Annotated in this window: 15 protein-coding genes; 7 read left to right on the top strand and 8 right to left on the bottom strand. The window is 64.0% G+C overall.

Annotated elements, in window-relative coordinates; genetic code table 11:
• The 3 genes from hutU to ABJ196_RS05430 form a co-directional block, all read right to left on the bottom strand.
• Complete coding sequence (gene hutU / locus ABJ196_RS05440; RefSeq protein WP_196131659.1) at positions 1–1,677, bottom strand: urocanate hydratase; 1,677 nt, start codon at positions 1,675–1,677, stop codon at positions 1–3.
• Positions 1,678–1,875: 198 nt separating this feature from the next.
• Entirely contained in the window at positions 1,876–3,429 is a 1,554-nt protein-coding gene (gene hutH / locus ABJ196_RS05435; protein ID WP_347305560.1) for a histidine ammonia-lyase, read from the bottom strand.
• Positions 3,430–3,578: 149 nt separating this feature from the next.
• A complete protein-coding gene (locus ABJ196_RS05430) occupies positions 3,579–4,322 on the bottom strand; it encodes an IclR family transcriptional regulator (RefSeq protein WP_347305559.1) in 744 nt (247 codons plus the stop codon).
• Between the two features lie 112 nt (positions 4,323–4,434).
• Between ABJ196_RS05430 and hutG the strand changes: the two genes are divergently transcribed.
• A complete protein-coding gene (gene hutG / locus ABJ196_RS05425) occupies positions 4,435–5,346 on the top strand; it encodes a formimidoylglutamase (RefSeq protein WP_347305558.1) in 912 nt (303 codons plus the stop codon).
• A 25-nt stretch (positions 5,347–5,371) separates the two neighbouring features.
• Here hutG and ABJ196_RS05420 read toward each other — a convergent pair whose 3' ends face one another.
• Positions 5,372–6,418, bottom strand: a complete 1,047-nt coding sequence (locus tag ABJ196_RS05420) for a zinc-dependent alcohol dehydrogenase family protein (protein WP_347305557.1) — start codon at positions 6,416–6,418, stop codon at positions 5,372–5,374.
• A 212-nt stretch (positions 6,419–6,630) separates the two neighbouring features.
• Between ABJ196_RS05420 and ABJ196_RS05415 the strand changes: the two genes are divergently transcribed.
• Positions 6,631–7,980 (top strand): Na+/H+ antiporter NhaC family protein, encoded by a 1,350-nt coding sequence (locus ABJ196_RS05415; protein ID WP_347305556.1) that lies wholly within the window; start codon positions 6,631–6,633, stop codon positions 7,978–7,980.
• 18 nt (positions 7,981–7,998) lie between these two features.
• The gene (gene mmuM, locus ABJ196_RS05410; protein WP_347305555.1) at positions 7,999–8,841 is read left to right on the top strand and encodes a homocysteine S-methyltransferase; all 843 of its coding nucleotides are present in this window, start codon (positions 7,999–8,001) and stop codon (positions 8,839–8,841) included.
• Here the strand turns inward: mmuM and ABJ196_RS05405 are convergent.
• Positions 8,783–10,255, bottom strand: a complete 1,473-nt coding sequence (locus ABJ196_RS05405) for an amino acid permease (RefSeq protein WP_347305554.1) — start codon at positions 10,253–10,255, stop codon at positions 8,783–8,785. The genes mmuM and ABJ196_RS05405 overlap by 59 nt on opposite strands.
• A 217-nt stretch (positions 10,256–10,472) precedes the next feature.
• Between ABJ196_RS05405 and ABJ196_RS05400 the strand changes: the two genes are divergently transcribed.
• Both ABJ196_RS05400 and ABJ196_RS05395 read left to right on the top strand, forming a co-directional pair.
• A complete protein-coding gene (locus ABJ196_RS05400) occupies positions 10,473–10,958 on the top strand; it encodes a PTS sugar transporter subunit IIA (protein WP_347305553.1) in 486 nt (161 codons plus the stop codon).
• Positions 10,959–11,160: 202 nt separating this feature from the next.
• On the top strand, positions 11,161–11,340 hold the full coding sequence (locus ABJ196_RS05395) for a hypothetical protein (RefSeq protein WP_347305552.1): 180 nt from the start codon (positions 11,161–11,163) through the stop codon (positions 11,338–11,340).
• A gap of 290 nt (positions 11,341–11,630) precedes the next feature.
• Here the strand turns inward: ABJ196_RS05395 and ABJ196_RS05390 are convergent, their stop codons facing one another.
• The gene (locus ABJ196_RS05390) at positions 11,631–13,115 is read right to left on the bottom strand and encodes a PucR family transcriptional regulator (RefSeq protein ID WP_347305551.1); all 1,485 of its coding nucleotides are present in this window, start codon (positions 13,113–13,115) and stop codon (positions 11,631–11,633) included.
• A gap of 172 nt (positions 13,116–13,287) precedes the next feature.
• Between ABJ196_RS05390 and gabT the strand changes: the two genes are divergently transcribed.
• Both gabT and ABJ196_RS05380 read left to right on the top strand, forming a co-directional pair.
• Entirely contained in the window at positions 13,288–14,616 is a 1,329-nt protein-coding gene (gene gabT / locus ABJ196_RS05385) for a 4-aminobutyrate--2-oxoglutarate transaminase (RefSeq protein ID WP_347305550.1), read from the top strand.
• Between the two features lie 9 nt (positions 14,617–14,625).
• On the top strand, positions 14,626–16,107 hold the full coding sequence (locus ABJ196_RS05380; RefSeq protein ID WP_347305549.1) for an NAD-dependent succinate-semialdehyde dehydrogenase: 1,482 nt from the start codon (positions 14,626–14,628) through the stop codon (positions 16,105–16,107).
• Positions 16,108–16,574: 467 nt separating this feature from the next.
• Here ABJ196_RS05380 and ABJ196_RS05375 read toward each other — a convergent pair whose 3' ends face one another.
• Both ABJ196_RS05375 and ABJ196_RS05370 read right to left on the bottom strand, forming a co-directional pair.
• Positions 16,575–17,840 (bottom strand): amino acid permease, encoded by a 1,266-nt coding sequence (locus ABJ196_RS05375; protein WP_347305548.1) that lies wholly within the window; start codon positions 17,838–17,840, stop codon positions 16,575–16,577.
• A 285-nt stretch (positions 17,841–18,125) separates the two neighbouring features.
• Positions 18,126–19,502, bottom strand: a complete 1,377-nt coding sequence (locus tag ABJ196_RS05370) for an NAD-dependent succinate-semialdehyde dehydrogenase (RefSeq protein ID WP_347305547.1) — start codon at positions 19,500–19,502, stop codon at positions 18,126–18,128.
• Positions 19,503–19,533 lie beyond the last annotated feature (31 nt).

The raw sequence follows: 19,533 nt of genomic DNA, 5'->3' as shown, positions 1-19,533 counted from the left end.
TTAATCGCGCGCCTTGAATTCCATGGGGATGCGCACGCCGCGCTCGTCTGCAACTTCCTTGGCGCGGGTGTAGCCGGCGTCGACGTGGCGGATAACGCCCATGCCCGGGTCGTTGGTAAGCACGGCGCGCAGCTTCGCGGCGGCGAGCTCCGTGCCGTCGGCGACGGAGACCTGGCCAGCGTGGATGGAGCGACCCATGCCCACGCCGCCGCCGTGGTGGATGGACACCCAGGTCGCGCCGGAGGACACGGCCGTCATGGCGTTGAGCAGCGGCCAGTCCGCGACGGCATCGGTGCCATCCAGCATGGCCTCGGTCTCGCGGTAGGGCGAGGCCACGGAGCCGGAGTCGAGGTGGTCGCGGCCGATGACGATGGGCGCGGAGATCTTGCCTTCCTTCACCAGGTCATTAAACAACAGGCCGGCCTTGTGGCGCTCGTTGTAGCCCAGCCAGCAAATACGGGCGGGCAGACCCTCGAACTCGACGTATTCCTCGGCAGCGTCGAGCCAATTGTGGAGGTGCTCGTTGTCCGGGAAGAGTTCCTTCAAAGCTTGGTCGGTGACCTTGATGTCCTCCGGATCGCCCGACAGCGCGGCCCAGCGGAACGGACCCAAGCCCTCGCAGAAGAGCGGACGGATGTAGGCGGGCACGAAGCCGGGGAACTCGAAGGCGCGCTGGTAGCCGGCGTGGCGGGCCTCGTCACGGATGGAGTTGCCGTAGTCGAAGACCTCGGCGCCCTCGTCCTGGAACTCGACCATGGCCTGAACCTGGGCGGCCATGGACTCGCGGGCCTTTTTCGTAAAGGTCGTCGGGTCGGCCTTGGCCTCTGCGTGCCAATCTTCGACGCGGATCTCCGTGGGTAGGTAGGAGAGCGGATCGTGCGCGGACGTCTGGTCCGTGACGATGTCGACGGTAAATTCGCCGGCGCGCTGGCGGCGCAGCATCTCCGGGAAGACGTCGGCGGCGTTGCCCACCAGGCCGACCGAGAGCGCACGCTTCTCTTCCTTCGCGGCGAGCACGAGCTTCAAGGCCTCGTCCAAGTCGGTCGTTACCTCGTCGAGGTAGCGCTTGGATTGGCGGCGCTTGAGGCGGGTTTCGTCCACATCGACGATGAGCACCGCGCCTCCATTGAGCGTGACCGAGAGCGGCTGGGCGCCGCCCATGCCGCCACAGCCGCCGGTGAGAGTCAGCGTGCCGGCGAGTGTGCCGCCAAAGCGCTTGCGCGCGACGGCGGCGAAGGTCTCGAAGGTGCCTTGGAGGATGCCCTGCGTGGCGATGTAAATCCAGGACCCGGCCGTCATCTGGCCGTACATCATGAGCCCCTCGTCTTCGAGCTTGCGGAAGTGTTCCCAGTTGGCCCAGTCGCCCACGAGGTTGGAGTTGGCGATGAGCACGCGCGGCGCCCATTCGTTGGTCTTCCAGATGCCCACGGGCTTGCCGGACTGGACGAGCAGGGTCTCATCGGATTCCAGGTCCTTGAGCGCGTCGACGATGGAGTCGAAAGCCTCCCACGAGCGTGCGGCGCGGCCGGTGCCGCCGTAGACCACGAGGTCCTCGGGGCGCTCCGCGACCTCAGGGTCCAGGTTGTTCATGAGCATGCGCAGCGGCGCCTCGGTCTGCCAAGACTTGGCGTTGAGCGTCGTGCCGCGCGGGGCGCGGACTTCACGGGGTGCAGACATGGGAGTTCCTTTCTTCGACAGGTAAGCTGCGCGTGGTTGCAGGGCCGGTTACCCGGGGCTGTCCCCTTCTACCGTGGCGCATGTCTCACAAAGGTAGCGTCTGTGATGTTGATGCACGAGGCGCTTGCAGGGTTGGGTGTCTGGGATACGAGACTCCCAGAGGGTCGCAAAAAAAAGGGCCCGCATGGGCCCTCCTGCTTAGCGCAGCTTTCCGATGCCGCCTTCTACCGCGTCCAGCAGCGTCCCTGCCTTGACCAGACGTACCGTCTCCTCGATCTCGGGGGAGAGGAAGCGGTCGGTGCCTGCACCCTGGACAGTCTCACGTAGTTTTTCGATGACCGCGCCGGTTCCCTTCGCGGGCGCGCCGTCGCGCATGTCGATGGCGCGGGCAGCAGTGAGGATCTCGATGGCCAGCACGCGCTGCAGTCCGTCGACGGACTTGCGCAGCTTGCGCGCGGCGGACCAGCCCATGGAGACGTGGTCTTCTTGCATGGCTGACGACGGGATGGAATCCGCCGAGGACGGGTTGGCCAGGCGCTTGAGTTCACTGACGATGCCGGCCTGGGCGTACTGCGCGATCATGTGGCCGGAGTCGACGCCTGGGTCGTCCGCGAGGAAGGCGTTGAGGCCGCGGTTGCGCGCGGGATCGAGGAAGCGGTCGGTGCGGCGCTCAGAAATGGAGGCGAGATCCGCTGTGACGATCGCGAGGAAGTCGAGCACGTAAGCGACCGGCGCCCCATGGAAGTTGCCGTTGGACACCACGCGGCCGTCCTTGGCGACGACGGGGTTATCCACGGCAGCGGCGAGCTCGTGGCCCGCGACGGTGGCGGCATGTTCGATGGTGTCGCGGAAGCCGCCGGCGACCTGCGGCGCGCAGCGCACGGAGTAGGCGTCCTGAACCTGGTTCTTCTTGAACTCTTCGAGTGCCGCGGCGAGGATCTCCGAGCCCTCGGCGACCTGCAGGATGTTTGCTGCCGCGGCCGCCTGGCCCGGATGCGGGCGCAGCTCCTGGAGGTCTTCGGCAAAGACGACGAGCGTGCCCAGCAGGCCCTCGACCGTCATCGCCGTCGCGATGTCCGCGGTCTTGGCGAGCTGGCGCAGATCGGTAATGGCCAGGCACAGCATGCCCAGCATGCCGTCCGTGCCGTTGATGAGCGCTAGGCCCTCCTTCTCGCGCAGGACGAGCGGCTCGATGCCTGCGGCCTTGAGGGCCTCGCCCGCGTCCTGGAGTTCGCCGTTCACGCGGACCTCGCCCTCGCCGAGTAGCGCCAGGGCGCAGTGGGCGAGTGGCGCCAAGTCGCCGGAGCAGCCCAGCGATCCGTACTCGCGCACGACCGGCACGATGCCTGCGTTCAGCACGTCCGCGTACGTCTGCGCGACGACGGGACGCACGCCGGTCCGCCCTGTACACAGCGTGGACAGACGCAGGAGCATGAGCGCGCGGATGACTTCTTCCTCGACCTCCGGTCCGGTGCCCGCGGCGTGAGAGCGCACGAGCGACAGCTGCAGCTGGGCTCGCATCGCCTCAGGGATGTGGCGACGCGCGAGCGCGCCGAATCCAGTGGAGATGCCGTAGACCGGCGTGGGATCCTGGGCGAGTTCCTCGACGCGCTCACGCGTCGCCTCGACTTCAGCAATCGCCTCGGAAGTGATTTCTACCTTCGCGCCGTAGCGGGCGACGGCGACGACCTCGTCGATGGTCAGTGCGCCGATGCCGACGGACACGGTCTGGGAAGTAGCAGCGTGGGACATATCTGGCTCCTTATCGCGGATTATGTGCGTGGACGCACCACCGGTGAATGCACTCCAGTGCACCCCGGCAGGGAATGGATGGATTTCTCGCGCGACAGCCAGACGCGTTGGCAGTAATGCTACACAACGGCTGGAGCGCGCGCTACGGATTAACCGGAGCGGTAAACCTTTGCTGCAATCGCTGCGGCAGCCGAGCGCAACTGCTCGATCGCCACGGCGCGCGTGGCGGCATCAATCCGCCCGCGCTGGAAGGTGACGGCGAGCGCGCCCGCAGGCCGGTTGACGTGATCGAGGATGGCTACGGCCACGGATTCCTGGCCGCGGGAGACCTCCTCGACCTCTTCGGCCCAGCCGCGCTCGCGAGTCTGGGTGAGCATGTCGTGGAACTGCCGGAAGGCTCTGGCGTCGCTGGAGGTGGAGTACGCGGCGCGCGCCTCGGCATCGGGAAGCTGGGCGAGCATTGCGCGGCCGGATGCGGTGCGGTGAGCTTGAAGGCGCACGCCCTTGTCGGTGACGAGCGAGACCGCACCAGGGGAGCGAACTTCCTGGAGATAGACAATCTCGGAGCCTGCCATGCGGGAGAGGTGTCCCGAGCCGTGCACGAGCGCGGCGATCTTCTCGAGCGGCTTCGTTGCTGCGCGCACGAGCGGCTGCTGTGTCGTATATGCCGAGGCCATTGCGTACGCCGCCATGCCCAATCCGTAGGTCTGATTTTCCGGAATGTGCACGACAAAGCCAGCGGCGACCATCTCATTGAGTAGGTGATACGTGCTCGAACGGGGTAAGTCGAGTTCACGACGAATGCGGCTCGCGGAAATGGGCACGTCGATGGTGGACAGCAGCTGCAGGATGTCGAGTGTGTGGCGGGCGGCGGGAACGCGGGAAGACGACATGGAAGGCAAGTCTAGCGGTGGAGTCTGAAATTTCAGACGATTAGATTTCGCTGGCGGTGCGCGCAGCGCACGCGCACTTTAAGCTGGGCACGATGTCAACCAAGGAGGCACCTTGTTTACTCCCGCTCCCGCATGGACCGGCCGCAACGACGGACCCGGACCGGAACACGCGCGCTGGCACTCGGTCATCAATACATCGACCGCCCCGGGGGCGGCGCTGCTCGGCTTTGCCACGGATGAGGGCGTGCGCCGCAACGGTGGGCGCGTGGGTGCCGCCGACGGACCCGAGGCGCTGCGGGCGGCACTGGGATCGCTCGCCGTGCACGATGAATTCCCACGCATCGATGCCGGCACTGTTGTCACTGAAGGCGAAGACCTTGAGGGCACGCAGACGGAAGTCTCTGACAAGGTCGAGGTGCTCGTGCGCGCCGGGCACCTGCCCATCGTGCTCGGTGGCGGGCACGAAACTTCGTTCGCGACGGGCAGGGGATTAGCCCGCGTGCGTCCGTCCGCGATTATCAACCTCGACGCACACTTCGACTTGCGCATCGCGGACCAACCCACGTCCGGCACACCGTTTCGGCAGTTAGCTGACGTCTATGGCGATGACTTCGACTACTCGGTACTGGGGATCTCGCGGCCGAATAATACGAAAGTTCTCTTCGATACCGCCCGCGATCTGGGCGTCAACGTCGTGCTCGACGAGGAACTTGCCGCTCTCAGTGCCCAGGACGCGGCTGCGCGCGCCGTGGAACTCGTCGCCGACGCCGAGTCGATTCACCTGTCCATTGACCTCGACGTGCTGCCTGCTGCCGTCGCCCCAGGCGTCTCCGCGCCAGCAGGGCTTGGCGTCCCGCTGCTGCATATCCATGCCATCGTCCGCGCACTCGCCGCGACGGGCAAGCTGGCGCTCGTCGACATCGCTGAGTTCAACCCCCGTTTCGACATCGATGGACGCACGGCTAAGGCGGCGGCGAGGCTGATTGATTCAATCGTCGTCGCGCATGCGGAAGCACGATCCTAAACGCGTAGTTCCGACTTCTTCGCTGTTATCGCGTCTGGTGCTCAAGCACCGCAACGGTCATGCCGAAGCTGCCTGCGCGCGGCGGCTCGTTCATCGCGGGGAGCGCGGCGGGCAGATCGTCGAAGCCGATGCGGGTGCCGACGGTGCCGGCGAGGTCGAGGTGGCCGGAGGCGACATCGGCAAGCATGGCAGCGTACTCGGATGTGGCCAGGCCGTGGGAGCCAAGCAGCTCAAGCTCGAGGGCGATGGCGCGACCGTACGGCAGCGAGGGATTGGCGTCCTCGCCGAGCAGGAGACCGACCTGGACGTGGCGGCCCTTGGGGCGCAGGGACTCGATGGCCGTCGTGGCAGTGATGCGAGCTCCCAGGGCGTCGATGGATACATGCGCGCCGCCGAGCTCGTGGATGCGCGCGACGGTGGTCTCGTCCGAGTAGAGGGGAGTGGCGCCGAGCTTTTCCGCGGCATCGAGTGCGGATTGATTGCGGTCGACGGCGATGACGCGGGCGCCGGCGGCGCGGGCGATCATGACGCAGGACAGCCCCACGCCGCCGCAGCCAATGACGGCGACGGTCTCGCCGGGCTGGACGCGACCTTGCACCGTGACGGCGTGATAGGCAGTGCCGAAGCGGCAGCCCAGTCCCGCGGCAATATCGAAGTCGAGCTCATCCGGTAGGTGCACGAGATTCGTCGCGGCGTTGGTGACGGCAACGTACTCGGCCCAGGATCCCTTAAGATCGAAACCCGGTTGTTGCTGGTTAGGGCAGACCTGCGTGTGGCCAGCGCGGCATTGCGCGCAGTCGCCGCAGGCAAAGATGAAAGGCGCCGTGACGCGGTCGCCCTTCTTAAAACCGGGGACGGCGGGGTCGATTTCTTCGATGACACCGGCGAACTCGTGGCCGGGGATGTGAGGGAGCGACACGGAGTCATCGTGGCCGGACCACGCGTGCCAGTCGCTACGACACACGCCGGTGGCCGCGACGCGGACGACGGCGCCGCCGGCGGGCAGGAGCGGATGGGGGACGTCTTCGATGGTGGGCGTGGAAGAGAACTCGGTGAAAGTAACGGCGCGCATGAGGCTAGTGTGTCAGAAACAAGGGATGAAGAGCCGATTTTTATCTCACCAACTGCTGGGAAGACGGTAGCGGGGTGAGATGTTTCGACATTTCGTACCTAGCAAGAGGCTTTCGTATGTCGCGCCGGGCGTACGGACCAAAGGCGATGGCTCTATGGGGGCAGTATTGAAAAGTTTCATAGAAGTGAATACTATGCAGTACCCTTACGTGCATGAACGCCGTACTCATCGCAGTTATCGTGATGCTCGTGCTCTCCGTGGCACGCGTGCACGTTGTCATCGCCCTGTTCCTGGGCGCCCTCACGGGTGGCCTCATGGCCGGCATGGGCCTCGACTCCACCCTTCTCGCTTTCCAAGACGGTTTGGGCGGTGGCGCGAAGATCGCGCTGAGTTACGCCCTGCTCGGCGCATTCGCCATGGGCGTGGCCGCCGCGGGCTTGCCGGAAAAGCTGGCGCAGACGCTCATCCGCAAGTTGAATGGCAACGCGGGGGAGCTTAACCCCAAGGCTGTGGCAACGACGAAGTGGATCATCATCCTCGTCATGGTTGCGATGGCGATTATGAGCCAGAACCTCATCCCGGTCCACATCGCGTTCATTCCGCTTATCGTTCCGCCGCTGCTGGGCGTGATGAGCAAGCTGCAGATCGACCGTCGTCTTATCACGTGCTGCCTCACCTTCGGTCTGGTCACCACGTACATGTTCGTGCCGGTAGGCTTCGGTTCCATCTTCTTGAATGACATCCTGCTGTTCAATATCGGTGAGGCGGGCCTGGATACGACCGGTATGAACATCATGAAGGTGATGGGCATCCCGGCGCTCGGCATGTTTATCGGCTTGCTCATCGCGGTGTTTATCAGCTACCGCAAGCCGCGCACGTACCTCGACGCACCCATTGCGCAGGAGAAGGATAAGGAAGAGATTTCCGCCTACAAGCTGTGGGTTTCCGTCGTTGCCATCATCGCCACGTTTAGCGTGCAGATCGTCATGCAGCTCATGGACTTCGAGTCGGATGGCCTCATGGTCGGCGCACTTGTGGGCCTGGGCATCTTGCTGCTCTCCGGTGCGGTGAGCTGGCGCAACGCGGACGATGTCTTCACCAACGGCATGAAGATGATGGCGCTTATCGGCTTCATTATGATCACCGCCCAAGGTTTCGCGTCCGTCATGACGGAAACGGGGCAGGTCGAGTCGCTCGTGACCACCACGGCCGAGCTCTTTGGCGATAACAAGCTGCTGGCCGCGGCGGCCATGCTTCTAGTCGGCCTCATTGTGACGATGGGCATCGGCTCGTCCTTCTCCACGCTGCCCATCATCACGGTCATCTACGTGCCGCTGTGTATGACGCTAGGCTTTAGCCCTGCGGCGACGGTTGCCATCGTCGGTACCGCAGGCGCGCTGGGCGACGCGGGCTCGCCGGCGTCCGACTCGACGCTCGGCCCCACGATGGGCCTGGGTGCCGACGGCCAGCACGACCACATTCGGGATTCGGTCATCCCGACGTTCCTGCACTTTAATATTCCGCTGCTCATCGCCGGTTGGGTTGCCGCGATGATCCTGTAGTCAGCTACGATCGGTCGAATGACTAGCATTTTCGACCAACCCCTCATCTTCGATGGCGGCCTGGGCACACACCTGGAGGCTCGTGGAAACGATATCTCCGGTGATCTGTGGTCGGCCGCCATTGTGCGTGACAAGCCAGAGGAGGTGCGGGCCGCGCACGAGGACTTCTTCCGTGCTGGCGCGCAGGTCGCGACGAGCTGTTCCTATCAAGTCACGTTCGAGGCCTTGGGTGAGGAGGCCGAGACCCTCTTGCGGCGCAGCGTGGAGCTGGCGCGCCAGGCGGCGGGGGACCGGCTGGTGGCGGCATCGGTAGGCCCCTATGGTGCAGGCCCGGGTGCGGGGACGGACTACGACGGCGCATACGGCATCGGCAAGCAGGAACTCAAGGAGTGGCACCGCCGCCGCTTTGAGGTGCTTGCCAGCACCGACGCGGACTTCCTGCTTGCAGAAACCATCCCCAACCTGGACGAAGTCGCCGCCCTGCTGGAGCTTGCCGATGCCACCTCAAAGCCCTTTGCACTCTCCCTCACCGGGGTCCTCGCTGCAGACCCGAATGCCGTGGAACAAGCCATCCAACTGATGCGCGAGGCGAAGAACGTGGGCGCGGTGGGCGTGAACTGCGTGGGCGCGGATGTCGCCGAGCGCGTCGTGGGGCAGCTCAAAGAACTGGGAATCCCGGTTCTGGCCTACCCGAATAGCGGTGAGGTCTGGGACCACATCGCGCGCACGTGGCGGCGGGAATCCGATGCGATTCCCGGGCTCGTTGAGGCCGCTCCGGCGCTGCGCGCGGCCGGTGCGACACTTATGGGTGGGTGCTGCCGGACGACGCCGGAGCAGATCGCTCAGCTCGCTTTCGCATAGCCCAGTGGACGAGGTAGCACAGTCCCACGAATGGGATCCCAAAGTAGAGGGCGGCCACCTGGGACGGATCGAAGGCCACCGCGACGAGTGAGATGGCGAGGATGAGCAACGTCGCGATAGGCAGCGCGGGATAGAACGGCGTGCGGTAGACCAAGTCCTCGAGCTTGCTGCCAGAAGCTAGGTACTGCGAGCGATTGCGCATCTGCGCCACGACGATGACCATCCATACCGCGACAACGGCAAAGCCCGCGATGGATACGAGCGCGAGATAGACCGCGCCGGGCGAGACCACCGAGGACACGAGCGCCGCCAGGCCCGCGATGAGGGAGACGGTGATCGCGAACAGCGGTACGCCGCGGGTGGTGGTTTTCCCGAAAATGGTGGGCAGCTGCTTCATTTTCGCCATGGAGTAGAGCAAGCGCGAGCACGCGTACAGACCCGAATTCCCGGCAGAGAGCAGCGCCACGATGATGACGCCAGCCATGATGTCATCCGCATACGGGATTCCAACCTGCTCAAAGACGAGAACGAATGGGCTGTTTTCGACCGACTCATCACCGCCGATGTCCTGTAGCTGCTCCCACGGGATAAGCGCTGCGATCACAATGATGGCGCCTACGAAGAACACAAGCAGCCGGAAGAGCGTCGTATGCAGTGCCTTGGGAATGGAACGATTCGGATCTTTGGCCTCGCCAGCGGCAATCGCGATGAGCTCGGTACCGGAGAATGCATAGAACACCGCGAGAATAGTAATAATGACACCGCCGAATCCGGTAGGGAAGTAGCCGTCCGGAGTATGGAAGTTGTGGAAGAGCGGCGCCGGTTCATCCCCGTTGCCGAAGCCGAGGATGGCGGCCGCGCCCGCCACGATGAGCACGACGACCGCGATGACCTTCACCAACGAGAACCAGAATTCCGCCTCGCCAAATCCGCGTACCGAAAACGCATTGATGCCAAATAACACTGCAGCGAAGACGAGCGACCACACCCACACGTCGACTTGCGGGAACCACCGCTGCATGAGCAGACCTGAGGCCGTGAGCTCCGAGCCCAGCGCCGCTACCCAGCACAGCCAGTACAGCCATGCTGTGGTGAACCCGGCCGCTGGACTGATCGCCTTGTACGCGTAGACATGGAACCCGCCGGCTTCTGGATACTGCACAGCGAGTTCTCCCATGCACGCCATGACCATAAACGCCACGGCCGCGCCCACGAGGTAGGCGAGCACCGTGCCCAGGGGGCCCGCCTGTGTAATCGTGTACCCAGAGCTGATGAAGAGCCCTGAACCGATAACACCGCCCAGTGCCAGCATGACCATGTGGCGGACCTCCAACTCACGGCGCACGCCGTGAACGGTCTCGCCCGTGGTGTGCGTAGTTGAATCCGGAGTGACGACGGTGTCCGTAGTGTGCATAGCCGTTAAGCCTATGCGGCGATGACACCACCGCTTAATCGCGACGAGCATCGGACGTGACCAGCGCCCTTGCCGCGTGATCCCAGCCCTTGGTACCGACGGCTTTTATCGTGGGATCGGCGCTGTAGCGAGGTGAATTTAAAGTAGAGCCAGGTTACGTCGACACGTGCGATGTTAGCGTGGAGACACCACGTGTTCCCGGCTCCGAAAGGCACCCATGTCCCACATCAACAATCTGCTGGCTGACAATGCCATCGAGTTAAGCGGCCACGCCTCGACGTGGCGTGAAGCCATGGAACTTGCCGGCGGTCTGCTGGACAAGACGGGCGCGACAACGCCGGAGTACACCGCAGCGATGATGAAGCGGGTGGAAGACAGCGGCCCGTACATCGTGCTCGCGCCGGGCTTCGCCTTTGCCCACTCGCGCACCTCGCCCGCCGTAAAACGCATCGCGATGGCGTGGGTACGCCTCGACGAACCCGTCGAGTTTGGCCACCACGCCAACGACCCCGTCCGCTTCGTCGTTGCGCTTGCCGCTCTCGATGACACCGCGCACTTGAGTGTGACCCAGGAACTCGGCGAGCTGCTGGGGCACTCGCGTGAGCAGCTCGGCTCGGTGACCTCCGTCGACGAATTACGCGTTGTCCTCACTGGGAAGAATCCAGCGAAGCGGCGTGGATTTAAGCTGCCGTTTAGGCGTTAGTTGAAACTCTGGAAGGATTGATTTGCGTCAATCCCGTGTTGATGGAAAAAGAAGGGCCGGGATACCAAACCTGTGTCGATATCCTGGCTGTCAGTGCGTTGTCGAAGCTTGTGCGCGTTCCGTTGACGGTTGGGGTGCCACCCATGAACGACGGGTTGACTGTGATGCCGGGAGATGGCTCGAGCAACGCAGGAACGAGACGATGATTGAAATTCTCGAAGGGCTTGTAGATGTCTTCAAACGTGTACATCTGGAACTGTCCTGGGTGCTTGTCGATGTCGAGCAGTTAATCCTCGGTCCAGAGCTTGATGGACCGGCCATCGAACCCAAAGCGGTATGCCGAGAGATGATCAGTGAAGTCCTGACCTTTGAGGGGCTTTAGCGCTTTCGAAATACGTTGGAGTGACGCAAAAGCGCGAAGTTTTGCGACCGCTCGGAATGCCACGATGTCGCAGAAAGAAAAGAACAGGGGCCGGTGGTCATTGACTTCGGGTACAAGAATCTTATTGCGGGCCCAGCGGCGGAGCTGATCGACGGTCGCGCCAGAGAGATAGCTTGCCATGTACGTGTCGTACGCCATTCCTCCTTTCACATCGTTGGTGTGTATCTGAAGTATCTCATGCGTGCGGAGTTTTCTTAAGGTCGAGGGGGCAGCGCGCGAGGCAGTTGCAATTAGCCAGCGCTCACGCAGAGCAACACCACCTCGGCGCGCGTGACTGGGTCGCTGAGATCGATGTGGCAGAGCTCCTCGATTTTGGCGATGCGCGCGCGGATGGTGTGGCGATGGACGCCGAGCTCGGTCGCGGCGGTGCCGAGGTGGGCATCGGCAAGCGCGTAGACGCGCAACGTCCGGGCGAGGTCCGCGTGGTGGATGTCGTCGTAGTCGTGGAGTGTGCCGAACAGCTCGGTGCGGCGCTGCGTGAGCGCGTCCTGGACCGCGGTGGAGTGCAGCCACTGGGGACCTTCCTCATTGAGGACGCTCCATTGGCCGAGTGGCTGTGCGTTGGCGTACGTGATAAGCCGCGTGAGCAGGTCCGCGCCGAGGTCTTGCCAGGGCAGCGGCTCAGACAGCGCGAAGCGCAGGTGGCTGGTGGCGCGGCCGAAGAGCTGACGGGGCTCGATGGGGGCATCGGAAGCAAAAGCCAGGACGGCGGCGCCGGGAAGGGCAAGCGCGAAGTACTCCGTGCCGGTGCGCTCGGCGTGCTCGAGCGCCTTGTGCAGGCGGTTGGCCGAGTCACTCGTGAGGCAAAGGAGCTGGACGGAGCGGTCGGGGGAGAGGGTGCCGAAGGCCTCGGCGAGTGGTGCGGCGGGCGAGGAATCGAGCGTGGTGGCGAGCGCTAGTGCACCCAACGTGCGGTGCGTGCGCGCATCCGTGTGGTGGAGGAGCACGCCTGTAAGACCCGCGAGGTGGCGGATGAGCGCGCGGGAATAGGAGTTGAACTTGGTCTCGCTGTTCACGGCGAGGGCGAAGCGCTGCTGATGGGGCGTGACGAGCTGGTTGGTGATGGTGGCGACGGACGTGCCGTCTTTGCGCTTAACTGTGCGCGCGCCGGAGGTCGTGGCGACGGTGGCGGTGGCCACGTCCACGGCGGCGGGCAGCGCGTCCAGTTCGCCGCGCCGAGGGCGGTACGTCGACACGGCGGCGCCGTGGGAATCCGCGATCGCGACGGCGGCGCCGAGCTCCTTGCCCGCCTGGGCGATGAGCGCGTCGAGCCCTTGTGCCGCGGCCTGGTTGAGCCTTTCCTGCTGGCGGTGGAGCGCGAACTGCTGGTTGTGCTCGATGCGGGTGAGCTCCGTGGTCACGGCGTTGATGATGGAGGTAAACGCCGTGGCGCGGGGAACTTCGAAGAGCGCGAGCCCCTGGGCCTGCGCCGCGGTGATGAGCTCCGGGGGTACCTCGCTAAAGGTGAGGCCGGTGCCAAAGCCGATGCCCTGGACACCAGCGTGGGCCAGCGCCTGCGTGTACAGAAAGAACTCAGAGGGGGTGGACTCGAAGGCTAACCCCAAAGTGAGGACTATGGCACCGCGCGCCGTGAATTCCGTGGGGTCTTTGAGCTCCGTTGCCTGGATGGTGGAAAAGCTCGCTGGCCCTTCGACGATCGGTCGCAGATGCAGCTTGTGTTGGTTATACAGCCAGGTAAACGTGATATCGCTCATGGAAACGACCTTGGAAGACGCGGCGTGGAACGCCTTTGCGGAGAAAATGCACTATCCACTCTAAACAATTTTCAGCGAGAAATTCGCCCATTGGGCCATCGTGGAGACGAGGTGCTCGGCTTCACACTATGACCATCCCATTATTCAGATCTCCATTGTGGAAGGATTTCCAATGCAGGAACTTGATTACCGCCTCGAGCAGACCCGCAAGCTTGGCCAGCCGATCCCCGGCCCCGTGAGCACCGAGCTGGACGCGCGCCGCAAGGCTGCTCTGCCGGCCGGCATGGTGCCGTCCTTGCCGGGCTACGTCGTTGACGCTGACGGTGGCATCCTCGCCGATGCCGATGGCAACCAGTTCATCGACCTGGCTTCCGGTATCGCCGTAACCTCCGTCGGCGCCTCCAACCCGGCCGTCGTCAAGGCCGTCCAGGACGCCGTTGCTCACTTCACCCACACCTCCTTCTCCGTCTCCCCGTACGAGAGCTACGTGGCCGTCGCCGAGAAGCTCAACGAGCTTACTCCGGGTGACCACGAGAAGCGCACCGTGCTGCTCAACTCCGGCGCTGAGGCCGTGGAGAATGCCGTGAAGATCGCCCGCAACTACACAGGAAAGACCGGCGTGGTTGTCATGGACCGCGCCTTCCACGGCCGCACCAACCTCACCATGGGCATGACCGCTAAGCAGGCCCCGTACAAGTCCGGTTTCGGCCCGTTCGCTCCGGAAATTTACCGCGCGCCGATGTCCTACCCGCTGCGTGACGGTCTCACCGGTGAGGAAGCTGCGAAGCGCACCATCACCATGCTCGAGCAGGAGATCGGCGCCCACAACCTGGCCTGTGTCATCGTCGAACCCATCCAGGGTGAGGGCGGCTTTGTCGTCCCGGCCGACGGCTTCCTTCCGGCCGTCGTTAAGTGGTGCAACGACAATGACGTCGTCTTCATCGCTGACGAGATCCAGGCTGGCATGCTGCGTACCGGCGATTGGTTCGCCTGCGACTACGAGGGCGTTGTCCCGGACCTCGTCACCATCGCCAAGGGCGTGGCCGGCGGCATGCCGCTGTCCGCTGTCACCGGCCGCGCAGAGATCATGGACGCCCCGCAGCCGGGCGGCCTGGGCGGTACCTACGGCGGCAACCCGGTGGCTTGCGCCGCAGCTCTTGCCGCGATCAAGGAATACGAGGAGAAGGACTTCGGCGCCCGCGCGAAGAACCTCGAGTCCATCGCCCGCGAGGAGCTCGGGCCCATCCTGGACGACGAGCGCGTCGCCGAGTTCCGCGGCCGTGGTGCCATGCTTGCCCTCGAGTTTGTTACTGCCGATGGCCAGCCGGATTCCGAGCTCGTCCACAAGATTGCGGACGGTGCCAAGGACGAGGGCGTCCTGCTGCTCACCTGCGGTCTGGACCACAACGTCATCCGCTTCCTGCCGTCCCTGGCCATCCCCGAGCACCTGTGGCGCGAGGCCCTCCAGGTCGTCGTCAAGAAGTTCAACGAGTACAAGTAAGGACACTCGATGGCTGACTTTGATTACTCGCAGGTCAAGGACCTGATCGACAGCCTGCCCACGGGCCTGTGGCTCGACGAGGCTAATGTCGCCGCCAGCGATGGCGCGACCTTCCCGGTGCAGGATCCGGCCACGGAGGAAGTCCTCGCCCAGGTCGCCGACGGCACTTCCGCAGACTGGATGCGCGCGCTGGAGCTTGCCGATGCCGCCAAGGGCGACTGGGCAGCCTTCGCTCCCCGCGAGCGCTCCGTCATCCTTACCGAGATTTTCAACGAGGTCACGCGCCGCAAGGAGGATTTTGCGCGCGTCATGACGCTGGAGATGGGCAAGCCCTACCGCGAGTCTCTGGGCGAGGTGGCCTACGGTGCCGAGTACATCCGCTGGTTTGCTGAGGAAGCCGTCCGTATTCCGGGCCGCTACTCGCAGGCGCCCGCGGGCAATGGCACCATCACCGTCTCCCACACCCCGGTGGGCCCGGTGCTGGCGATTACCCCGTGGAACTTCCCGCTGGCGATGGCCACTCGCAAGGTCGCCCCGGCTCTGGCTGCTGGCTGCCCGGTCATCGTCAAGCCGGCCGCGGAGACCCCGCTTACCATGCTGCTCTTCGGCCAGGTCATTGCGGAGGTCTTCGAACGTCACGACGTTCCCGCCGGCGTGTTCTCCATGATCACGACGACGAAGTCCGCGGATCTCTCCAGCGAGCTCATGGCGGATGCCCGCCTGCGGAAGGTGACCTTTACCGGTTCGACTGGTGTGGGCAAGATCCTCGTCCGCCAGTCCGCGGATAATCTCCAGCGCACCTCGATGGAGCTGGGCGGCAACGCCCCGTTCCTCATCAATGATGACGCCGACCTCGACCTGGTGCTCGACTGCGCCATGGCCGCCAAGATGCGTAACGGCGGCGAGGCCTGCATCGCCGCCAACCGCTTCATCGTCCACGAAGCCATCGCTGAGGAGTTTACGCAGCGCCTCACGGAGAAGATGTCTGCTGTGACCATGGGCCACGGCCTTGACGAGTCTACGACGCTGGGCCCGATCATCACCGCCAAGCAGCGCGATACCATCTCCGCGCTCGTCGACGGTGCGGTCGCCGCCGGCGCCACCGTCACCACCGGTGGCACAGCTCCGGAGGACTCTGGCTTCTTCTATCCGGCCACGGTGCTCACCAACATCCCGGACGATGCTGAGATCCTCCGTACGGAGATCTTCGGCCCCGTCGCGACGGTGACGACCTTCTCGACCCTCGAAGAGGGCGTGGACAAGGCCAACGACACCGAGTTCGGTCTCGCCGCTTACGGCTTTACCGAAAACGTCCACACTGCCGACTACCTTGCGCACGCGCTCGAGGCTGGAATGGTGGGCATTAACCGCGGCGCCATCTCCGACGCTGCCGCCCCCTTCGGCGGCATCAAGGAATCCGGCTTCGGCCGCGAAGGCGGCGCCGAGGGCATCATGGAGTACATCTCCATGCGCTATATTGCGAAGCCGTAACTGTTCAGTGGTCCACGGATAAGGCGCCTGCTCCGATGGGAGCAGGCGCCTTTCGCTATGCATGGAGGAGTTAGAGGCGACCATTCAGTGGGGCGGGACGCGTGCGAGTTTGCCGTCACTGTGGGACTACGGCTGCCGTGTCGATGCGCACATCGCGTAGTCGGCCGTGGATTTCTAGCTTTGGTTTTGTAGCACTTTGGTGCCTTGTGGAGGCTTTGAAACGCCACAAAACCAAAGCTACGGTTCCTAGAACGTAGTCGCCTTGAGGTTTCTGGCTTTTGTGAGCTTGTGTCCGGTCAATGAAGTAGCGGAGACTCCGCGTGCGAACGAACGAATCCTCACGGCTGGGCAAGAGCGATTGTTGAGAAGGCTGAAGTTTCCGTACGGCGGCTCGTGGCGAGCCCTATATATACGGAAGCCGCCCCGCTGGATGGACCAGCAGGGCGGCGGCGGAAGAGCGTGTGGGATTAAGCCCAGCCACTCGGCACAATGCCCAGAATGGACACGATGGAGTAGATAAACGCGGCGAAATACACGACGATGATGGTGCCTTCGATAAGCGGGTTGGCGAGCCAGCCCACGTTCCAGCCTGGCTCGCGGTCGCCCTTCTTACGGGACGCGTGGAGCAGCATCACAGGGATAATCGACATGATGGCACCTGCAAAGCCGCCGGCGTAGGACAGAGCGGCGACGAAGCCACCCAGGCCGAGCAACGAGATGACGAGCGGCGGGACGGTGGTGAGCGCCACGGCGATGCCACGCTGGCCGTTGGTGCCTTCCCAGTGGAAGATGTCGAGAATATTGCGCATCGTGGTGAAGCCGATGGCGAGGAACGACGTGAGCATCGCGGCGAGTGCAAAGATATTCGCGAGGTAGTACGCGGAGGTGCCGAGGGCTTCGCCCCAGGCGATGGTGACAACCTCAGTGACATCCATGCCGAGCAGGCCGAGCGCGGCGAAGGGGACGAGCGCCAACGTGAAGCCTGTGACGACCATGCCGACGACGAGGGCGCGGGCGGTCATCTGCGGCTTGGCCGGATCCATGCCCTGGACGAGCTCCGGAACGACGTACTGCGCGAGGAAGGAGAAGACCGCGAGGTTGAGGATCGGGACGATGAAGTAGGGGTGGAAAACGATGAGGTTGGAGGCCTCGATGCCCGGGCCGAAGATGGTCCAACCGCAGAGAATGGCGATGATGAGCGCCATGCCGATGGTGATAGCTCCCTCGGCGGCGCCGGTCGCGTGGAGGCCGCGGTACATGACCCACGAGCCGAAGGCGAAGAAGATGAGGGTGCCCAGGGTTGGGGAGATGCCAAAGATGTTGGAAATGAGGTCGCCGGAGCCAGAGGCATAAGCGATGAGCGCGCCGATGCCGTTGACGATAATGGCGATGAAGACGAGCCAACGACCCCACTGACCAAGGTAGTGCTCAGCGAGGCCGGAGACCTGCAGCGGCTTGCGCGTGCGCATGGCGGCCTCGGCGACGTAGAGCATAGAAATGGTCGTAAGCGTACCTGCGATGAGGAGGGCGACAAGGAGCGCGAGGAAGCCGCCGTTGCGTGCGGCGTAAGGAATAGACAGGATGCCCGCACCGATGTTGGTGCCGAAAATGAGGGCAATGCCCTGTGCGAAAGATAAGGCAGGTTTGCCGCCCGGTGTGGGGGTGTCGTGCGCCGTAGTGAGTATTTCCGGCGTGGTACCGCTGCTATCCGCGGATCGGACGTTCGTACTCATGAGAGCTCCTCGTTCATCGTGAACCAATCAGTATGAGCCAGACGATAGAGCAAAAAGAACTGTCGCCTGCGCCATTATGCCACTACTATAAACCTGTCGTACGATTTAAATAAATCGCTGTCGGGACTCTTCTTTGTTTCGAGCGATATTTCACCCGCAAAAGCGCATAAAAGCTCCCCTTCCTGCAGTTTTGCCTGCAGTCCGGGGTTTCGAGTGTAGGTGTGGGCACCTGAACGGGGTCGTTTGGGGTGGGAGCCAGGGGTGGAGTGCTCGGCTAGTTTTCGGTTAGTCCTCGACGTAGTAGAGCTGCTTGTTGACGAACTCGTCCATGCCCAGCGGGCCCAGCTCGCGGCCGAAGCCAGAACGCTTCACGCCACCGAAGGGCAGTTCGGGGCCCTCGCCGGCCGGGGTGTTGACGTTGGCCATGCCCACCTGGAGGCGACGGGAGACAGCCTTAGCGCGTTCTGGGTCCGGGGAGAAGACGGTGCCGCCCAGGCCGAACTGCGTGTTATTGGCGAGCTCGAGGGCTTCCTCATCAGATTCGACCTTGTAGACGGTGGCGACGGGGCCGAAGAACTCCTCGTAGTAGATGTCGGAGCCCACCGGGATATCGGTGATGACGGCGGGGGAGAGGTACGCACCCTTCTCGGCGAGCTCGCCGCCAGCGCGCAGCTGCGCACCCGCAGCCACGGCGCGTTGCAGCTGGTCGTGGAGCTTCTCTGCGGCGTCGCGGGAGGACATGGCCGAGTAGGTGTTCTCGCCCTCGTTGTCTGGCGTTGTCGCGCGGGCGGCATCGGCAAGCTCGGTAAGCGCGGCGACGAAGTCGTCGTAGATGTCGGCCATGACGATCATGCGCTTGTTGGAGTTGCACGCCTGGCCGGTGTTGTACATGCGGGTGCCCCAGGCCAGTTCCGCGGCGGCCTTGACGTCGTCGGTGTCGAGGAGGACGTAGGGATCCGAGCCGCCGAGCTCGAGGACGGCCTTCTTGAGGTGCTCGCCGGCCTGCGCGCCGACGATGGAACCGGCGCGCTCGGAGCCGGTGAGCGAGACGCCCTGGACGCGCGGATCCGCGATGATGGTGGAGACTTGGTCGTGGGAGGCGAAGATATTGGTGTAGACGCCCGCCGGGATGCCCGCGTCGTCCATGATCTTCTGGACAGCGAGCGCGGAGCGCGGGCAGATTTCTGCGTCCTTGAGGAGGATAGTGTTGCCGAGGACGAGGTTGGGGCCCACGAAGCGGGCGATCTGGTAGTAGGGAAAGTTCCACGGCATGATGCCGAGCAGCGGGCCGATGGGCATGCGGCGGATGACCGCGGTGCCAGTGCTGTTGGTGGGGATGGGCTGGTCCTTGGTGAACTCCGCGCCGTGCTCGGCGTAGTACTTGACGATGTTGCCTGCGAGCTCGGCCTCATCTGCACCCTCGGACAGCGGCTTGCCCATCTCCTTTGCGGCGATGGCGGCGAGCTCGTCCTTGCGCTCGATGAAGAGATCGCCCGCCTTGGCGACGAGTTCCGCGCGTTCGGCGATGGGGCGCTCGCTCCATTCCGCATAAGCCTGCGCGGAGTTATCGAGCGCGGTAGCGACCTCGTCATTGGTGACCGTGGGGAAAGTCTCCACGACCTCATCGGTCACGGGGTTCTGGACGCGGTACTGGGGGGACACTGGGGACTCCTTAGTAATCGTGGGGTGTGCG

The sequence above is a fragment of the Corynebacterium sp. SA-MJD20WY100 genome, from assembly GCF_039822565.1.
GTDB classification, from domain to species: domain Bacteria; phylum Actinomycetota; class Actinomycetes; order Mycobacteriales; family Mycobacteriaceae; genus Corynebacterium; species Corynebacterium phoceense_A.
The sequence above is the reverse complement of the archived record's forward strand: the minus strand, read 5'-3'. Positions and strand labels throughout refer to the sequence as shown.

Coding starts and splice junctions, on each gene's coding strand:
- hutU (WP_196131659.1), bottom strand. CDS start 1,677: ATGTCTGCACCCCGTGAAGTCCGCGCCCCGCGCGGCACGACGCTCAAC.
- hutH (WP_347305560.1), bottom strand. CDS start 3,429: ATGTCCCACGCTGCTACTTCCCAGACCGTGTCCGTCGGCATCGGCGCA.
- ABJ196_RS05430 (WP_347305559.1), bottom strand. CDS start 4,322: ATGTCGTCTTCCCGCGTTCCCGCCGCCCGCCACACACTCGACATCCTG.
- ABJ196_RS05420 (WP_347305557.1), bottom strand. CDS start 6,418: ATGCGCGCCGTTACTTTCACCGAGTTCTCTTCCACGCCCACCATCGAA.
- ABJ196_RS05415 (WP_347305556.1), top strand. CDS start 6,631: ATGAACGCCGTACTCATCGCAGTTATCGTGATGCTCGTGCTCTCCGTG.
- mmuM (WP_347305555.1), top strand. CDS start 7,999: ATGACTAGCATTTTCGACCAACCCCTCATCTTCGATGGCGGCCTGGGC.
- ABJ196_RS05405 (WP_347305554.1), bottom strand. CDS start 10,255: ATGCACACTACGGACACCGTCGTCACTCCGGATTCAACTACGCACACC.
- ABJ196_RS05400 (WP_347305553.1), top strand. CDS start 10,473: ATGTCCCACATCAACAATCTGCTGGCTGACAATGCCATCGAGTTAAGC.
- ABJ196_RS05395 (WP_347305552.1), top strand. CDS start 11,161: ATGATTGAAATTCTCGAAGGGCTTGTAGATGTCTTCAAACGTGTACAT.
- ABJ196_RS05390 (WP_347305551.1), bottom strand. CDS start 13,115: ATGAGCGATATCACGTTTACCTGGCTGTATAACCAACACAAGCTGCAT.
- gabT (WP_347305550.1), top strand. CDS start 13,288: ATGCAGGAACTTGATTACCGCCTCGAGCAGACCCGCAAGCTTGGCCAG.
- ABJ196_RS05380 (WP_347305549.1), top strand. CDS start 14,626: ATGGCTGACTTTGATTACTCGCAGGTCAAGGACCTGATCGACAGCCTG.
- ABJ196_RS05375 (WP_347305548.1), bottom strand. CDS start 17,840: ATGAGTACGAACGTCCGATCCGCGGATAGCAGCGGTACCACGCCGGAA.